This is a genomic window from Flavobacterium procerum, assembly GCF_042431625.1.
GTDB lineage: Bacteria > Bacteroidota > Bacteroidia > Flavobacteriales > Flavobacteriaceae > Flavobacterium > Flavobacterium procerum.
This window is the reverse complement of record NZ_JBHLYW010000009.1, coordinates 89,754-108,235: the sequence shown is the minus strand read 5'-3', so window position 1 is coordinate 108,235 and position 18,482 is coordinate 89,754. Positions and strand designations below refer to the sequence as shown.

The following is an 18,482-nucleotide window of genomic DNA, read 5'->3' as shown; positions in this document are numbered from 1 at the left end:
GAATGGCATTATATTGTTGGCTAGGCACTCCTTAAAAATAATTAATCGGCATGATTCCGTTATCGGTAAATTTATGCTAAAAAGTTAGTATAAAAACATTTTTTTGCCGATAGAGGAAATATGCTGTGGCAAAAACTTGTTGAAAACAAATTGCACAAGGACTTCATTACAATGAAAAACAGATTTCTTATTATAATTTTTATTCAAACTGCCCTAGCTTTTTGTTGCAAAAACGGAGGTAAGTCCGCTCTAAAAATCCTGCCTTCCAATAATGGTAATAATCTCGACCCGTTTATCTCCATTTATCCGGTAGTAAATAGTATCGACGCCGCAAACGCAATAACGGTATCCTTTTCTGATATGGTCCGCAGATGGAAATAAAAATGGATTTTGTTCTATTTTGTCAAAACAGTCATAAAACATGTTGAAATAGTGATCAGCCTGATCTATTCCAAACTTGCTGACACCGTAATAATAAATTCTTTTTAAATCTTCCTTGGCTTCGCTACTTATATATTAGCTATACATTTCCCAAATCTTTTTTAAACTCGGCTAACATTTCCTCTCTGCTCTGCTTTTCTGCAAAGCCACTTTTTTCTCCCTTATCTATTTTAGCTCTTACGAAGTCATAAAATTCTTCTTGAGAACGCGCTTTTTTTATTAAAAAGTTAATAGCTTCACTTTTACTGCTAAACTCTTCTGATTTAATCTGATTTTTTAACCACTCTTCATTGGGAGCAGTTAATGATATACTTTGTCGTGTCATAGTAAAAGTTGTTTGATTGGTGTAAAATTACACCAAAATTTTGAAATATAAAAGATTAAGTCAAAAACTTAAATAAAATAGCCTTGCCTTTTTGTGTCAAAATTGAAGGTAACTCCATACAATGAAAAACAGCTTCCTTCATTATAAAGTTTATTGGTCTCAGATTCGGGTTTAAAACCCTGCAATTTATTGCAGTACTTTAGTAATGCGAAAAAATATAATCTTTTGACTTTTTTAGTTTTGATAAAAAGTTTTCAAAATTGAGAGACTTTCAGTCTCTCGTCAAACAAACCTCTGCACTTTCAGTGCAGAGTGGTTTAGTTAAACCACCGTAGTATTTTGTGGCAAAAACCGAGGCAACTCCAATTGGTCCAACTCCATTTTGAGCGAGTACTATTTAAAAAGATTTATCAATTGGCTTGTTAAAAGATACTATGACATTTATAAACTTGGAGGATAATAAAAAATTTGTCTGACAGCAGATACAGCGAATTTCATTAATTAGTGATTTTGGGCTTCAGCCAAGCGAAAATTTAAAAAAAATATAAGGATAATAGTTCTAAGATTAATAATTAGTTCAGAAAAATCAGAATCAAAGGAATGTTTGTTTTTATATTTGCTGACTTAAAAGAAGGCTGGCTATATTTACTTAAAATTATAATTTTTTTATGCGTTTTTGGAGTTTTTTTACATTTTTATATGCTGTCGCAATACAGGGACAGTCAAAGTTTGATTTGAAATACGAGAACACGGATTTGAACAAGGACTATCTGAAAATGGAGCAGAGCCTCTACAAGCCTCTCATGGTCAGCAGTATTGAAGAACTGGCGGCGATGCAGAGCAAGGAAACTGTCAAGGCATTAGTCTTCGTGCTTTCTGATCCATATATGCCTCGAGAGACCAGCATTGAAGTAATGCTCGAATTTACTAACTTGGAATATCTGGAATACTACGGAGTTCCAAAGATGCCCGATGGTATCGATAAGCTCTCCAAACTGAGGTTTCTAAGTTTTCATGTCTATGGTTCAGAGATACCCGATGGCGTCGGCAGATTAAAAAATCTGGAAACATTAAAGCTTACAATATGCAACAATGTAACGAAGATTCCTGAAAACATATACAGCCTAAAGAAACTTAAAGAGCTTGAGCTGGGAGGAATCGAACGGGCGGGAGGCCTTTCTTCCGCTGTTGGTAATCTTTCAAACCTAGAGAAGTTGACGATAACAAGCGCCGCAATCGATCTTCCTGCTGAAATTTTAAGGCTCGGGAAATTAAAATATTTGGTCTGCCAAAGGCCGCAAGCGATGATCTTTAAAATCAAAACGCTCGAAACGCTTTGCACAATCCATAACCAATCGGAGCAGCTTAAAGGGATTAAAAATCTGAAAAATTTAAAAGAACTGAGCCTCAGCATTTTTGATGATGTTGATTTCGATGAGCTGAATGCTGAATTGAGCGGACTAAAAGCCCTCAAGTACCTTTCCTTATCAGGCAGCTATATTGAGGATCTTAACGCCTTGAAGCTTCCGGCCGGAATTGAGGTGCTGATACTATGGAGCTTTAGAGGAATAAAGGAAATTCCAGAGTTTGTTTACGGCCTTAAAAATTTGAAATACCTGGCCGTAAATGACTGCTATAATCTGCAATATGTTCCTCAGAAGATAAACCAGATGCAAAATCTCGAGTATCTGGAGCTTAAGTATAATAAGAATCTGGTGCAGTATCCAAAATTTAGAGACGGAATAAAAGTCAACATTAAGGGCTATGGAGAGCTGTAAAATACTCGTCCATTTTCTGCAGTCGAAAATTTTTTTATAATAAGTGGAGCAGGTTTGGATTTTGGACTTACTCTGTAATTAAATTTCAAAAGTATTGGTTATTTATTTAGTTAGTTGAAAAATAGCGTATGTTATGCAATTCGAACCTTAGTAGAGAAGATTTTGATTTTAAGTAGCTAAGTAGCATCTGAAAAGTTATGCGCCATGAGTATACCAAGAAACTTGGAATGGTATATTATTTCAAAAATTGCCTTAATTTTTTGTGACACTTTTAGAAAGAACTGCAAGTTTGATAAACTCAAAAATGACCAATCATGGGAGAACACAAAACAATAACGACGCCGACACCGACTCAGAAGAAGATTATAGAGGTAATGGATAAAGTTTCTGAAAACTAATTGAGTTTAAAAAGAAAAACAACAGCGATCTGGTTGTTGTGCAGGACGGAAAAATCGTAAGTATAAAAGCCAGCTTCTTTGTAAAATATTATTTCAATAACAGTGAAAGCTCTCAGAAATGGGAGCTTTTTTTATTGATACAATGGGAATTTCTTTACTTTTGAATCGAAATTTAACCAAAAACAAAATTTATGAAAAGAATACTTTTTAGTATTGCCTTATTTTCTTCTGTTTATTTATCAGCGCAAACTGTGATTGTTGAGGAAAAATATGAAAAAAAGAATGAACCTACAGGATATAGATATCTTCTTAATTCTAAAAAGCTTGTAATTTTTAAAGGAGAAACAATGCCTGTAGGTATTTTGGATGGTGAAACCATTTTTTTTATGACAAAATCTGCTTATAGTTTTGATGAAAACGGCAGTAAATCTGTTTTGTTTGAAAATGAAAAATTAGGCAATTGTACATTCTCTGTAACTGAAAATTCTTTTAAGGCTTATGGAGGAGATAAAATATCAACTAGATCAGATTTAAAATATTATCTAAACAATGCTTATAATGGTACTATCAAGAAGGATGATATCAAAAAGATAAACAATAATTATTTTGGAGTTGTAAATAGTAATAATCAATTTAAGCAGAGAGTTGGAGAGTCTATAGGCAGTCTTTTTTTTTATAGTACTTTTTACAATTCTTTTAATGATTTTTATGATCTGGGTTTTACAAATCAGAAAGGGAAGGACAAGATTAATTTTGAAAAAGATGAACTTTATTTAGAGGTTTTTGATTTAAAAGCCAACCAAAAAAACAGAGTAAAATTAGAAACTCCCAAATTAGATTTGTTAAAAGGAAATTCATTGATTGAATCTACGGAAGGAGTGACTTTTAGTTGCAGAATAAAAACAAATGATACTTTTGATATGGTTACAAAATCAATTTCAAACGAGCAGAATGAAACCACTATTTATAAAACTACTTATAATATACAAGGTAAGAGGATAAAGGATATAGCGCTGAAATTAAATTTAAAAGACAACTTTTTTGTTTTGTCTTCCTGTGGTGCTGGTTATGTTGACAATTTTGTTTGGGATGTACAGGCTGTCAATAATTATTATGAAGACTCTAATGGTGATATATATGTTTATGGAATCTATACCAATAAAAAGTCAAAAATCCATAAAGGTTTTGACCCAGTTGGATTCTATACTTTTAAGTTTGATAAAGAAGGAAACAAAATATGGGAATCTATTAACCCGCTTAAAGATAAATATTTTGAAGATTTATGTTGTAGTTATGACTTCAAGCTTAATTTATTTGAATATAATGGAAAACTGCTTTTTACCAATTCTGTTAATGTGGCTACAGAATTTTCTAATTATGCAGTCATAGACAAATCTTCTGGCAATGTGTTAAAAATGAATAGGGTAAATTATAATAATACGACAAGTTTTGCTAAAACAAGAGCTTTCATTAATAATACATATGATAAAAGAGATTTGAAGAATAAAGCATTTTCACCTGTTTCGTTTGTAGCGATGGATCTTAGTCCAACGATGGATAGCTATTTAAAAACAATTCCGAGTAAGGGAAATGCAGTTTATTTTGAAACCATTTTTTCTAATCAAGGAATATGGTTGGTAGAAACTGATAACAAAGAATATTATAAAGTTCTTTTATTTAAAGATTAAAAAAAAGTACCAATTTGATAGTCATGGTCGGAAGAAATTCCGGCCATTTTTGTTAGTGTTACAGATTAGGTGTTTTTATAATTTAACCACTTAAGTGAATGAAAAGGAATCTGGAACTTTAATTATTGCATAGAAAAAGAGACGGTCAGTAGTGAACTGCCCCCTAATAGTGTCTAACTTTTTGGTGGCAGTTCAAATTTGGGAGCTTTTTTTTTACTATCTAAATATTTTATAATATAAGATCAGAGAAACGTTATGCAGCTTACCATCTAAAGAAGGTCCCGTATAAGTATTTGTTTCAGAGTAGCTGTCTGTTTGAACATCACTTAATAAATTAGACAGTCCAAGATTATATTTTAAAGCAAGCCTAAATTTGTTGTAACCTCCAGTTAATCCAAAAGAGACTCCATAATTCAATTTATTAATATCTGCCAAACTGTTTTCAGTAAGCCTGTAAGGCAAATAATATTGATCATTTGCATCTTCCTTAGCATCAAGCTGACCAGTATTTGCAGAAATATAAACACCTGCTGAAGGACCAAAATAAAATTTATCTTCATCAGGAGTTATGATATAATAATTCATATTAAATCCAGCATCAAAGCTGTGTAAAATATATTTTGCTTGACGAACAGTTAAAGCCTCAGAATCTACGTAGTCTAATTTTAATGCATTACCACTTATTAAAGTAGTGATTTCATAATTAAAACTTTCGTGATATCCCGTATTATAAGTAAGTCCTGCAGTATAACTTATATTAGAATCTGCAAGTAAATCTTTGGAATCAAGCATGGTCTGATTCATTCCTACACCAAAAGAAAATCCACGAGGAACTTGCGCATGCATAGAAATAGTAATAAAAAGTAAAATAAATAAATGTAATTTTTGTATCATAATCGTAATGTAAATATTAGTTGCATTTTAAATAAACAGGTGAATCAAAAAAACCAAGAATATCCATAAAATATTCGTCATTAGTATTAAAAGATTCCATTCGCTCAATAACTTTTGGACAGTTTTTAAAATTTCTTTTAATCAATTCCGGCACCTTTTTCCTTAATTCAACATGATCTAAGCTTTTGCTAGTTCCCTTAAAATAAAGAGTTTCAATAATATTATTATTTAAATCTAAAACCAAAATATCATAATAAGTTATTGTAGAATAAAGACTTTTACCTTGTTTTGTTGTTACTGTAGTAACCAGGCAAACTAATCGTTTATCCACATCATCGGCTAAAACAAAATAACCTTTTTGTTTCTTTTTAATTATAAAAGATTTAAAAACATATTGCCCGAAAGAGGCATAATCTAAATCTTTGTAGGTTATGTATTTTTCCCATGTTTTTCCTGGAATTACATATGAAATTCTCTTATCGATATTTATGATTCCAAAATCATTAAACTTATCAGATATTTCTATCTTAGTTCCATCTTTTTTTAGAATGAAAGAATTTTGAGAATAAGAATTCAAGCTAAAAAAGAATACTAAAAAAAATAAATTCTTCATTATTATCATTTTAATTGGTTAAACTAGTATTCCGTAAACTTCGCCGATGCTGTAAACTCTTTTTGATTATTGTTGCTCTTTACGTTTGCAAAAGGGACATCGCAAAAAGTCACAACAAATTTTCCATTAGAAAAAGAAACTGACACATCTCCAGATATAGCATGATAATATAGAATAGAATTCCAGTTAAAATCAACATGAACTGTATTAGCAGAGAGGGCAGTAGATGAATTTACTATTGTATAATTACCAGTTTTAGGAATATCATTTCCTTTAAAAAATACATTTAAATTAAGATCAAGATTAGCTGTATTTAGATTATAAACATTCTCTGGAGTGCCATGTCCGTCTGTATAGTGCGGAATAAATGTTTGTTTTCCAAACGGAGCATTTACAAAAGTCATTTCGTGATTATTAACAGCACATGTTGTAACATTCTTTATTACAGTAACTTCTGTTGCTAACTCTTCTGTTTTACAAATTCCAATAGAGGTTACAAGCTTATACTCGCCAGACATGTCTACTGTAGAATTAGAAATAATTGGATTCTGAACATTCGATTCAAAACCATTTGGCCCAGTCCAGTGATAAGTTGCTCCCTCAATTTTAGGTGTATTCAAAATAATTGGATCATTGGAAATAATTGGTGAGTTACTACTAACAGTAGTCGCAGGAAGTATACATCGCATCTCCCCTTTCTCAACACAACCTGAGAATAAGATCCCAATTCCAATGATTGGAAATAAAAAGCTTTTAGAGTTCATTATAATTAATTAAATGTTAAAAGCACGAAAGTAATTTAATACTTATTAAAAAAACTGATTTATTTATTTGTATTTTTAAAAAATTAATACCACGATCACCCAAATTTTAATTATCTTTTTGGTATTAGCTTTTTTTATTTTCATGCCTTCCTTCTTTACAGTGAAACAACAGGCTTCTGTAATTATAGAAAAATTTGGAAAATTTCTAAGTGTAAGAAATTCAGGATTACAGCTTAAAATTCCTGTGATGGATAGAATCGCCGGACGTGTAAACCTTAAGATTCAGACCTTGACGGTACAGAATTCGAACCATTTAATGGTAGATTTGAAATTTTTAAATGATGTTTAATTTTTTGATTAGACGTTAATATTACTATTGATTAATCGTGTTTGTGCTGATTCGATAAAGCAGCAAGTCCTCTGAATTTTATACCCATGTCAGCACGAAAAGCATTCAACGAATTAAAAGTTCTGTTGCTTATTTATAAGTTTATTATTATATATTTGATAATAAATAAACACTGACCCTTGTCATACATATCTACCCAATTTTGGGGTGATAGGTCTAATGTTGTCAGTGGTATATACTAGTTGGCGGTCAGCTTACAAATCCTAAATTTATAAAACCTCAGAAATGAATAAACTAATTTTCTTTTTTTTCATTATGTCTTATAGTTGCTGTTCAGGGCAAATAAAAAACAAGAAGATTCCTAACGATTTTTACATCAATATAAAAGCAAGCGAAAATTTAAAACCTCATTCTGAAATAAAAAAAAGAACTACTATTGTCGAACTTAATCAAAATGAGCAAAGAAAAATATATAATTATATCCAAGAATATGATTATTATAATTTTCCTGCTGAACTAAAAATTGCATTGTCAGATTGCAAAAAGAACAAATTTTCGAAATTTATTAAAAATGGCATTACAATTTCTGTTAACTATAATTTGAAGAAAAAGATAGTATTTTGCCAGATATCGAATAATGATAAAACTAAATATGATGCAAAAAGATTTTTACAATTATATTCTAAAATTTGGGAAATAGTTCAAAAAAAAATGGAACCAGAAGACAACTCACAAACTGAATACTATATCTATTAAAAAGCCGAACTGGCAACAGCTACTATAACGGATTTTGGCAATTGGCTTAATGGAAAAATGGTTTTGTATTTCAATGATTTTGCAAATCCGAAGAATGGCTTAATTTAGTCAAAACCCGACGTAATTCCTGAACGTTGATAATCAAACTACAATACTAAAAAAGGCAATTGAAATTATTTATAAAAATGCTATTACTAACGATATTTGACTTTATCGTTATTTGGTTTTGGGTAAAAGAAAACGCCCCAGACTCAAATGTTTCTATAGCAATAATACTAGTCGTTCCAGCTGTCATTATCATAAACCTTGTTGTTGCTTTTGTTCTATATTTTATCATAAAAGAATATTCGAAGATTTTTGTAATTAACTCTTTTATTTCTGCTGTCTTAATGTATTTCTTATTTACAAATGGAATTGACAGACATCAAAAAAAGATAGCTGAAAGTTGGAAATTTAATATAAAAGATACGGTATTTGTAATAACTCATTGGAAACTAGAAAATACTTTTAGTATTAGTGAAAGTACAAATCCAGGTTCATCAACTAGTTTTTTGGACGGCAAATTTAGTAAAAAAGGGAATGGGTATTATTTGACAACCGATTCAAAAAAATATCATATGAGAAATGAATATTTACATGGATTTAGAAGCGAAACAGACAGTATTAAATTGACGAAAATTGAAAAATAACCGAATATAGAAAAGCCCGAAAAGGAGAGAGCTAATTTTAAAATAAAATCTTTGTTTTTGAAGTGGACTTATAATTTTATTGTCAATATGCAAATAAAAACGTCATTATAGAAATTTTATAGATTTGACGGAGTTCGAACCAAAATTTAGCGTAATTAAAGATCTGGCAAAAAATAAAATTGTGAGAATAATTTTTGAATCATAAAAAAAGCCTGAGAATCTGTATTCTCAGGCTTTACTTTTTTATAATGACCTTGGCGGTACAGAATTCGAACCATTTAATGCAAGATTTGAAGATTTTAAACGAAATCTAACTTCTGGATTTAATGAAAATTTCACTGTGGGCTAGAGTCATATTCCCGCTACAATGTTAAAACTTCTTATTAATATCTGAAGCTTTTTCATTTCTATCCTAAAATTTGATTAAATTACTTGCGCATAGTACGAGAAACCTACCATGGGCATCATACTTTGGAAAGAAATGTTATAAAAGTGAGATTTAATAATATGAAATTAGCAATAGAAAGAACCTTGTTTGGATTTAATGACGGCATTGACACGATCAATGTTTTAAATGACAAATTTACTCCATTATCTATTTTACTAAACAGGCTCCTCAGTGAGAAATATACTGGAAAAAAAATAAAGTATTTGAATTTATTTTTTTACGAAACTTCAGAGAAACTTCAGAAAGCATATGGAAAAGATTATTTTCTGCATTATTACGGCGGACAATTTACCTATAAGAAAGTAATAAATTATAACTATTTTCTAGGATTAAGTTTTAATGGGCAAAAACATTTCATATGGAAAGAAGCATACAATATGTTGCAATTTGCAGGAGATGAGCTAAAAAATTATAATTTAAAAGAATCAAGCGAATATGCTTTCAATACAGGGTTACAATTAAACTTAAATGCTGATTTTCGAATGCTCGAAACGGATATTACTTTATTTGAAGAGAAGTACAAGGCTTCTTTATGGCTGAACTTTACAGAGGAGAATATGGAGGCTAACTTCACTTTAGAAAAGGACAACGAAATTCTTTTAAATAAATTAGTACATAGTGGTTCAAATGGAATGGAATTTTTCTTGGTTATGTTTAAGAAAATTGAATCAAAAGGAAACTCTATATTTATTAGGGCAACAAAAGATTTAAGCTATTTACCTTTACAAATAAATTTTGCTAAAAAAGCTGGAAAAGTAGAATTTAGCTAAAAACTTAATACTTATTTATTATAACATTAAAGATAAGGATTAGCATACCATAGTACTGTTAAATAAACTGATTTTGTAATTTAATATTTAATGTGGTTATAGAACTACTGAGTGCCTAAAAATTTTACTTTTAAAGAATTTGTTTCAAAAGACTTAAAAACTCAAATGCTCTTTTGATAGTGGGAACCTAAGCTTCCAGCAGCTTTACTTTTCTGGATTTCCTGATTTCAAAAACACCATGTGCCACGATTTTGCCACAAAACTTGGAATCGTATATTATTTCTAAAACGGCCTTAGCTTTTTGTAGCAAAATTGAAGGCAACTCCAGCTCAAACCAGGTAATAGTATGTTCAAATCATTTTGCAAATTGGCTACATAGTTTTCTGGTTCCTGATTTCTCTCAGATTTATATTGCAGTTGCGACAGAGCCTATATAAGACATTATAGTCTTTTAATTAAATTCCCAGTAAGTACGGTGTTTACTTTAATTAATTTCTTTTCTTTTTTTATGTTTTTTGTTTTTTAATTTGTAATGTGTTGAAAAATAGGTATTTATACTTGTTTTTTGTGTTTAAAAAAGATATAAATTTGAATGATAATAAAAACAAGACCAAAAGGTTTTTATAGAAGTTAAATCAAAATCTTCTTTTTAGTTTAATTGTAATCTAAGTTTTTGTACTTACAGCCCAATCAATTAAAGTTAAGCGTTGTAATCCCAACACCACCACCTACAAGCCTATACAGTTGCGTCCTCATTTACTTTTTATACCAATGCGTTAAAAAAAACAAGAAATGAAAGAACAGACTCAAAACAACTCAGGAAGTGAATTCCTCAAAACTGATAGAGGAAAAACCAAATCTAATGCAATTGAAATACCTTCTATTTCTTTGCCAAAAGGAGGAGGTGCCATAAAGGGAATTGATGAAAAGTTTAGCGTAAATGCTGTAAATGGTACATCTTCCTTTTCAGTTCAGCTTCCGTTTTCATCTGCAAGAGGGGCATCACCTTCATTAAACCTTTCTTATAATTCAGGTGCTGGTAATGGTATCTTTGGATTAGGCTGGGGTTTAAGTTTAGGCTCAATTAAACGTAAAACAGATAAAGGACTGCCTCAATATCTTGATTTAATTGATTCGGATACTTTTCTGTATTCGGGCGTAGAGGATTTAGTTCCTGAGTTTGCAAAGGATCTGAATGGAAGCTTTCAGTTAGATATTAATGGTGACTATATTATACACGAAAGAATCTCATCTGACACACTATTTATTATAAGAAATTATAAACCAAGAATTGAAGGTCTTTTTGGCCGAATTGAACGTTGGACAGAAAAGGCGACCAGAAGAATTAAATGGCGGTTTATTTCAAGAGATAATGTCACGACTCTTTTTGGATGGACAGACAATTCTATTATTCGAAATCCAGATGACCCGACAAAAATTTTTGAGTGGCTCCCCGAATTTGTATTTGATGATAAAGGAAACTGTAGTCAATATATTTATAAAAAAGAAAATGACAGCGGTTTTGATGATTCTTTATTGCATAACAAAAATCGATTTAAAGATGGTAAAATTACGTATACCAATCTCTATTTAGAGAAAGTTTTATATGGCAATAAAACACCATATAGGAAATTTGAGGATTCATTCCCAAGTGAATCGGATTATTTATTTTCAACAGTTTTCGATTATGGAGAGTATAATGATGTTGCACCTTTTAATAAAATAAAAGACTGGAACTTTAGATTAGATTCATTTTCAGATTATAAATCAGGATTTGAGATTAGAACTACAAGATTATGCAACAGAATATTACTATTTCATCATTTTGCCAATTCTAATGAATACGATGGTTTAGTCAAATCTCTCAATATAGGATATGATATTACAACGGAGCAGGATTTTACATTTCTTAAAACAATTACTTCAATCGGCTATATCAAAAAAGTAGATGGTTCCTATTCTTCTAAAAAACTCCCTCCCATGGAGTTTGATTATCAAAAACATGAATGGAATGATATTGTTAAATCTATTGATGCAGGACAATTAGTTCATGCACCATCAGGTTTGGATGAACAACAATATCAATTTACCGATTTATTTAATGAAGGATTGTCAGGTATTCTAACAGAACAGGCAAATGGATGGTATTATAAACACAATTTGGGAGATGGAAAATTTGAAGATGCTAAATTAGTCACGCCTAAACCTGCTTTTTCTGGACTGGGTAGTAAGATGCAGCTAATCGATCTAGATGCAGATGGAGGCAAACAATTAGTTAGTTTCAATACCGAACCTAAAGGTTATTTCGAATTGGATGACGATAATGAATGGCAGGGATTTCGTTCGTTTAAGGCAATTCCAAATATTGATTTTAATGATTCAAATACCCGAATGCTGGATTTAAATGGTGATGGTAAACCTGAAGTGATTATTTCAGAAGATCAGGTTTTTACATGGTACACTTCCGAAGGCCGAAAAGGCTTTTCAGCCGCCCAAAGAACACCTAAATCCTTTGATGAAGAAGCTGGTCCGCATATTATTTTTGCTGATGCAAAGCAAACAATTTATTTGGCGGATATGTCTGGTGATGGTATGACAGACATTCTAAGGATTCGAAATGATGAAGTTTGTTATTGGCCCAATATGGGTTACGGGAAATTTGGGGCAAAAGTAGCTTTTGATAATTCACCTATTTTTGATAGTCAGAACGATTTTAATCCATTCTTCATAAAACTGGCAGATATTGACGGTTCAGGTACAACAGACATCATCTATTTGAGTAAAAACAAATTTACTTGCTGGAAAAACCTAAGTGGTAATCGTTTTAGTACAACTCCATTTGAAATCGATTCTTTCCCGGAAATTAATTCCAATGCTAAAACTACTGTAACTGATTTGTTAGGTAATGGTGTTGCTTGTATTGTATGGTCAAGTGCACTATCAAAAAATAGTCAGTCACCATTAAAATATATTGATTTAATGAATAGCAAGAAACCACACATCTTGGTTTCTTATAAAAACAATTTAGGAAAAGAAGTTTCATTAGAATATACACCTTCGACTAAATTTTATATTGAAGATAAGCTGGCAGAGAACCCCTGGATAACTAAATTACATTTCCCAGTACATTGCGTTTCCAAAACCACAACCGAAGATAAAATATCAGGATATAAATTTGTGAGCCAATACAAGTACCATCATGGCTATTATGACCATTCAGAAATGGAATTCAGAGGTTTTGGTATGGTAGAACAAATTGATGCCGAGAGTTTTGAACATTGGGAAAAGAGTAATGCATCCAATATTGTAGATAAATCATTGCATCAGGAACCAGTCGTTTCTAAAACATGGAATCATACCGGAGCATTTTTGCAAAAGGATAAAATTCTGACTCAATTTTCGAAAGAATACTGGTATGAAGAAATGTCAAGGAATGGGTTTGATGTTATTCACCATGAAACAACTTTGCCAGATGCGAGATTGATAGCTACTTCCGAAATTGATCCAATGATACTCAAACATCTTTCTACTCAAGAATGGCGTGAAGCACTCCGAGCCTGTAAAGGCATGAGTTTACGCTCCGAAATTTTTGCAAAAGATGCTATTAAGTTTGAAAACACAACTGAGGCTAAAAGAAAAGAGCTTATTCCTTTTTCGGTAGCTGCACATAATTATGTTATCGAATTACTACAACCCAAAGGAAAAAACAAACATGCTATTTTTATAGTTAAAGAAAATGAAGCTATAACTTATAACTACGAACGCAACCCCGAAGATCCACGAATTTCCCATAATTTAAACATAAAACTAGATAAATATGGCAATGTATTAGAATCTGCTGCGGTTGTCTATCCTCGATTGTTAACTGATGTAACACTTCCTGTTGAAACACAGCAAGAGCAAAACAAAACTATTATTATCTATGCACAAAATAAGTTTACAAATGATGTTATAGATGTTGATACGCTCCGATTACGATTGCCTTGTGAATCCAAGACATACGAACTAAAAGATGTACCAAAATCAAACGTATTTTATACTCCAAATGATTTTGATGAAATACTGACCGAGGCTAAATCAGCAACTGTTTTATACCATGAAATAGATAAACTGACAATCCCTGGTTTATCGCAAAAACGATTGATAGAACACACCAAAACAATTTACAGAAGCAATGATCTGAAAAGCCCTTTGCCTTTATATAAATTAGAATCTTTGGCCATGCCGTTTGAGAGTTATCAGTTGGCATATACTCCCGATTTATTGCGACATATTTATAATGAAAAGGCAGACGATTGGGCCTTGCAGAATTTAATGTTAGAAGGTAAGTTTACTCATGCATTAAATGAAAGCGGCTTAGAAGATGCCAATTGGTGGGTACGTTCCGGTACGATGCAATTTCTAGCAGATGCAGAAGCCGTGATAGATGCAAGCAATAGATTTTATGTTCCAATATCTTATACAGATCCTTATGGAGCGTTAACAAAAGTAAAATACTATGGAAATTATTTTCTATTTATAGAAGAAACCGAAGATGCAATAGGAAACACCGTTAAAGTGAATTTATTCAATTTCCGAACCTTCTCACCTCAGCGGATGAGTGATATAAATGAAAACTTATCAGAAGCTATAACAGATGAATTGGGTTTGATAAAAGCCGTTGCAATAATGGGCAAGGGAAATGAAGCCGATGAACTAACTGATTTATCCGAAACAACAGATGCTGCCGAATTACTACTGATTAATAATTTCTTTCAGGCTCCCGATTCTGTTGATTTAACCAATGTTGCGAAAGATTTATTGAATAAAGCAACGTCAAGATTTGTCTATGATTTTGATACTTATATCAATTCTGGCAAACCTGCTGTAATTGCATCAATAAGCAGAGAACAATATTATAGGCAAAACAACAATTCGCCAGTTCAAATTGGTTTTGAATACTCCAATGGTTTAGGCGAAGTAATAATGAAGAAAGCACAGGCAGAACCTGGTCTTGCAAAAAATGTTATTGTGCTTCCGGATAATACTATTACCATTTCAGATATAGATACATCGAAAACCTTTCCTAAACAACTTCGCTGGATTGGTAATGGCAGAATCATCAAAAACAACAAAGGCAATGCGGTTAAACAATATGAACCTTATTTTTCGGTAACGCATCAATTTGAAGATCTAAAAGAATTGGTCGAAACGGGAGTAACTCCTATAATGTATTACGATGCAGCCGGACGATTGATAAAAACTGAAATGCCAAACGGTACATTGTCAAAAGTTATTTTTGACAGTTGGAAAGTAAGCAATTATGACCCTAACGATTGTGTATTGGAAAGCGAATGGTATAAAAAAAGGACTGATATTGCTCATCCAGAATTTATCAATGATCTCAAAGAACAGCAAGCAGCGCTAAAGGCCGAAAAGCATGCTGATACTCCCAGTGTTCAATGTTTTGACACATTAGGACGACCAATTCTGTCTGTTGAAAATAATAAAAATGGAGTAACTGGTGTCGACGAATTGCAATATACACGTGTAAAATTAGACTCCGAAGGAAACCTGCATTTCGTAACTGATGCTCGATTTAATGTAGTCATGGAATACAAATATGACATATTGGGTAACAAAGTATACCAGCAAAGTGTGGATGCTGGGCAACGTTGGTTACTAATAAATGTATTGGGCAATCCGTTACGCACTTGGGACGAACGAGAATATGAGTTTCAATATTTTTATGACACACTGCACAGACCCCTTTACAGTATGGTTTTAGGTGGAGATGAAGCAGTCGCCTTAAATCACATATTTGATAAAATAATTTATGGAGAAGAACAGCCTGATGCCCTCCTTAAAAATTTAAAAGGAAAGATTTGGAAACATTATGATACGGGTGGCGTAATAGAAACACCAAGCTATAATTTTCAAGGAAAATCAACAAGTACAAAAAGAACACTTTTCAAAAAATATAAAGAAGTCGCCAATTGGATAGACGATAATTTGACTGATGATTTAGAAAGTCAATCTTTTACTTTTATTACAGATACCGATGCATTGGGACGTATTACCAAGCAAATTGCACCTGATGGAAGCATCATTACTCCTTTTTATAATGAGGCAGGTTTATTAGATAGTGAGAGTGTGTTGCATCCCGATAAAGCACAAGCAAATATCTATATCAAGAATATTGATTACAATGAAAAAGGGCAACGTAATAAAATTGTTTACGGAAATAACGTAACCAATAAGTTTCATTACGATAAAGAAACGTTTCGCCTTAAACGATTGGAAAGCAAACGTCAGAATAATGAGCTATTGCAGGATTGTCATTATACATATGATCCTGTCGGAAACATTACTCATATAGAAGACAGGAATATACCTGTTGTATTTTTTAATAACCAAAAAGTAACTGGTATTTCAGAATATACTTATGATGCGCTCTATCAATTAATAGCAGCAAGCGGAAGAGAAAATAATACCATCCTTTCATTTAATGGGCAAGATAACTGGAATGATACACCTTTTATGCACCAATTAAATCTAGGAGATCCAATGGCTGTCCGAAATTATACTCAAAACTATCGCTACGATAAAGTGGGAAATATGATGCAGATGAAACATGTTGCAGTTGGTAATAATTGGACGCGAGAATATACCTATGAAACTAATAACAATCGTTTGAAAATGACACAGGTAGGTAGTGAAATGTTTACATACCCGCATCATGCGAAACATGGTTTCATAACCACATTACCTCATTTGCAGGAAATGGGTTGGAATTTTAAAGAAGAATTAATCAAGACCATTAAACAAAAACGCACGGATGGGGGTACACCAGAAACTACTTATTATCAATACGACGGACAGGGACAACGCATCAGAAAAATAACCGAGAATACTGCCAATGCAGGAGAAACCCCCACATTAAAAAACGAGCGTATTTATAATTTGGGTTACGAATTATATAAAAGCCATAGTGGTATCGATACTGGATTGGAAAGAACCAGTTTGAGTTTGATGGATGGAGGACATCGTTTTGTAATGGTAGATGTGGAAACAAAACCTAAATATATTTTGGGTATTCCCTTTGGTAGAACATCACCTGAATTTACTATACGTTATCAGTTGCATAATCATTTAGGCTCTGCTACTTTGGAGCTTAACGAAACCGGTGATATTATCTCCTACGAAGAATACCATCCTTTTGGAACAACGGCTTATCAGGCAAAAAATGCAACTATTAAAACGGCCGCAAAACGCTATCGTTATACAGGCATGGAGCGTGATGAGGAAACTGGGTTGGAGTACCATAGCGCACGATACTATTTGCCTTGGCTCGGAAGGTGGCTGAATGCTGATCCCATTGGGATTGGGGATGGGGTGAATGTTTATATCTATGTACGGAATAATCCAATTAATACAACTGATCCTACAGGACAATGGGGTTGGAGAGAAGTTGCAGTTATAACAGCAGTAGTCGTAGTTGGTACGGTTCTTACTGTCGCAACAGCTGGGGCAGCCGGACCAGTAATAGCAGCAGCAGTCGCATCAGCAGGGGCAACCGGCTTAACGGGAGCCGTGATAACTGGAGCTGCGGTTGGAGCAGTTGCAGGTACTGTAGGAGGTTTGGCAGGAGGTTTGGCAGGTGAGGCTACTCGTCAAACTGTACATCATAGTGCTTTAGGTTTAGGAAATGAACGTTATGATGGTGGTAGAATATTGAGTGAGGGTGGCAGAGGTGCTGCTACTGGAGCAGTTGTTGGAGGAGTAATTGGCGGTGCAGTCCCACTATTGGCAGCAGCTATAGGGGCTGGCGCTAGTACAACCGTTGGTGCTGCTGCTATTGGAGCCGCAAGAACCACAGCCCAACGAGTGGTAACATCTACAGTTGGGAGAGCCATATCTTCAACAGGTCAACGTGTTGCTAGTTCAACTGCTGGTAGGGTAGTTACAGCAGTTGGAAGACAAGTAGCTAGACCTGTTCAAGCCGTTAATAGGTCTCTTAGTACATTACAGCAAGGTGCTGAAGGTATAGGAACAAGGGCTGCATCACTTATTCCAGGAAGAGGAGGTGATGCAGCAAGACGAGTATTAGCTGCAAGAGCGGCAGTGATAGAACATGCAAATGCAGTACAAGGTTTATCTGGTAGTACTAGACCTCAAACAGTGGGAGCAATTGCAACAAGTGATGGAAATGTTAGTGTAGCTGGTAGTATGAGAAGGGCAAATCCAGTTTTGGATAATGGCGTTCAAGGAAACTTAGATACAATAGCAGCTGGTGGTAGAACTGGAGTAGGACACGCAAGATGTGCTGAACCTCAATCTCTTACGGAATTAATTGAGGCAGGTTCTGAATTAAGAGGTAGTGTTTCGGCTAGTGCACTCGTTCGTAGTGCTGGAAATGCTAATCATGGACTTCCTATACCAGCTTGTCCTACATGTGAACAACTACTTCCTATGTATAACGTAGTAGATGCGAATGCAGTAATGGGGGTTACTCGAAGATTTGTTGATCAATTACGTGGTGGGGTTGTCGGTAGAGTGCTTCGTGCTGAATAAGAAAGATACTAAAATT

Annotated in this window: 11 protein-coding genes and 1 pseudogene; 7 read left to right on the top strand and 5 right to left on the bottom strand. The window is 33.1% G+C overall.

Annotation, left to right across the window (positions count from 1 at the left end; translation table 11 throughout):
• Window positions 1–249: 249 nt before the first annotated feature.
• On the bottom strand, window positions 250–513 hold the full coding sequence (locus ACFFLS_RS11840) for a type II toxin-antitoxin system RelE/ParE family toxin (protein ID WP_379687689.1): 264 nt from the start codon (window positions 511–513) through the stop codon (window positions 250–252).
• A gap of 7 nt (window positions 514–520) precedes the next feature.
• A complete protein-coding gene (locus tag ACFFLS_RS11835) occupies window positions 521–766 on the bottom strand; it encodes a ribbon-helix-helix domain-containing protein (protein WP_379686664.1) in 246 nt (81 codons plus the stop codon).
• 734 nt (window positions 767–1,500) lie between these two features.
• On the opposite strand from ACFFLS_RS11835, the gene ACFFLS_RS11830 reads away from it, so the two are divergent.
• A complete protein-coding gene (locus tag ACFFLS_RS11830) occupies window positions 1,501–2,544 on the top strand; it encodes a leucine-rich repeat domain-containing protein (protein WP_379686665.1) in 1,044 nt (347 codons plus the stop codon).
• 589 nt (window positions 2,545–3,133) lie between these two features.
• The gene (locus ACFFLS_RS11825) at window positions 3,134–4,630 is read left to right on the top strand and encodes a hypothetical protein (RefSeq protein WP_379686666.1); all 1,497 of its coding nucleotides are present in this window, start codon (window positions 3,134–3,136) and stop codon (window positions 4,628–4,630) included.
• Window positions 4,631–4,846: 216 nt separating this feature from the next.
• On the opposite strand, the gene ACFFLS_RS11820 is transcribed toward ACFFLS_RS11825, so the two are convergent.
• From ACFFLS_RS11820 to ACFFLS_RS11810, 3 genes are all read right to left on the bottom strand, one after another.
• Window positions 4,847–5,476, bottom strand: coding sequence for a porin family protein (locus ACFFLS_RS11820; RefSeq protein WP_379686668.1), 630 nt, complete (start codon window positions 5,474–5,476; stop codon window positions 4,847–4,849).
• A gap of 64 nt (window positions 5,477–5,540) precedes the next feature.
• The gene (locus tag ACFFLS_RS11815) at window positions 5,541–6,137 is read right to left on the bottom strand and encodes a hypothetical protein (protein ID WP_379686670.1); all 597 of its coding nucleotides are present in this window, start codon (window positions 6,135–6,137) and stop codon (window positions 5,541–5,543) included.
• Between the two features lie 23 nt (window positions 6,138–6,160).
• Window positions 6,161–6,901, bottom strand: coding sequence for a hypothetical protein (locus ACFFLS_RS11810; RefSeq protein ID WP_379686672.1), 741 nt, complete (start codon window positions 6,899–6,901; stop codon window positions 6,161–6,163).
• Between the two features lie 142 nt (window positions 6,902–7,043).
• Between ACFFLS_RS11810 and ACFFLS_RS11805 the strand changes: the two are divergent.
• The 5 genes and pseudogenes from ACFFLS_RS11805 to ACFFLS_RS11785 all read left to right on the top strand — a co-directional run.
• Window positions 7,044–7,232, top strand: a pseudogene (locus tag ACFFLS_RS11805) (SPFH domain-containing protein); the annotation flags it as partial.
• 303 nt (window positions 7,233–7,535) lie between these two features.
• Window positions 7,536–8,006 (top strand): hypothetical protein, encoded by a 471-nt coding sequence (locus tag ACFFLS_RS11800; protein ID WP_379689392.1) that lies wholly within the window; start codon window positions 7,536–7,538, stop codon window positions 8,004–8,006.
• Between the two features lie 167 nt (window positions 8,007–8,173).
• Window positions 8,174–8,695, top strand: coding sequence for a hypothetical protein (locus tag ACFFLS_RS11795; protein WP_379686674.1), 522 nt, complete (start codon window positions 8,174–8,176; stop codon window positions 8,693–8,695).
• A 507-nt stretch (window positions 8,696–9,202) separates the two neighbouring features.
• Window positions 9,203–9,913: a hypothetical protein gene (locus tag ACFFLS_RS11790; RefSeq protein WP_379686675.1), complete on the top strand. Its 711-nt coding sequence runs from the start codon at window positions 9,203–9,205 to the stop codon at window positions 9,911–9,913.
• A 792-nt stretch (window positions 9,914–10,705) separates the two neighbouring features.
• On the top strand, window positions 10,706–18,466 hold the full coding sequence (locus ACFFLS_RS11785) for a SpvB/TcaC N-terminal domain-containing protein (RefSeq protein WP_379689390.1): 7,761 nt from the start codon (window positions 10,706–10,708) through the stop codon (window positions 18,464–18,466).
• Window positions 18,467–18,482: the final 16 nt, after the last annotated feature.

Bases quoted from the DNA above. Each gene is read 5' to 3' on its own strand.
- ACFFLS_RS11835 (WP_379686664.1), bottom strand. From the start codon at position 766: ATGACACGACAAAGTATATCATTAACTGCTCCCAATGAAGAGTGGTTA.
- ACFFLS_RS11825 (WP_379686666.1), top strand. From the start codon at position 3,134: ATGAAAAGAATACTTTTTAGTATTGCCTTATTTTCTTCTGTTTATTTA.
- ACFFLS_RS11820 (WP_379686668.1), bottom strand. From the start codon at position 5,476: ATGCATGCGCAAGTTCCTCGTGGATTTTCTTTTGGTGTAGGAATGAAT.
- ACFFLS_RS11815 (WP_379686670.1), bottom strand. From the start codon at position 6,137: ATGAAGAATTTATTTTTTTTAGTATTCTTTTTTAGCTTGAATTCTTAT.
- ACFFLS_RS11810 (WP_379686672.1), bottom strand. From the start codon at position 6,901: ATGAACTCTAAAAGCTTTTTATTTCCAATCATTGGAATTGGGATCTTA.
- ACFFLS_RS11800 (WP_379689392.1), top strand. From the start codon at position 7,536: ATGAATAAACTAATTTTCTTTTTTTTCATTATGTCTTATAGTTGCTGT.
- ACFFLS_RS11790 (WP_379686675.1), top strand. From the start codon at position 9,203: ATGAAATTAGCAATAGAAAGAACCTTGTTTGGATTTAATGACGGCATT.
- ACFFLS_RS11785 (WP_379689390.1), top strand. From the start codon at position 10,706: ATGAAAGAACAGACTCAAAACAACTCAGGAAGTGAATTCCTCAAAACT.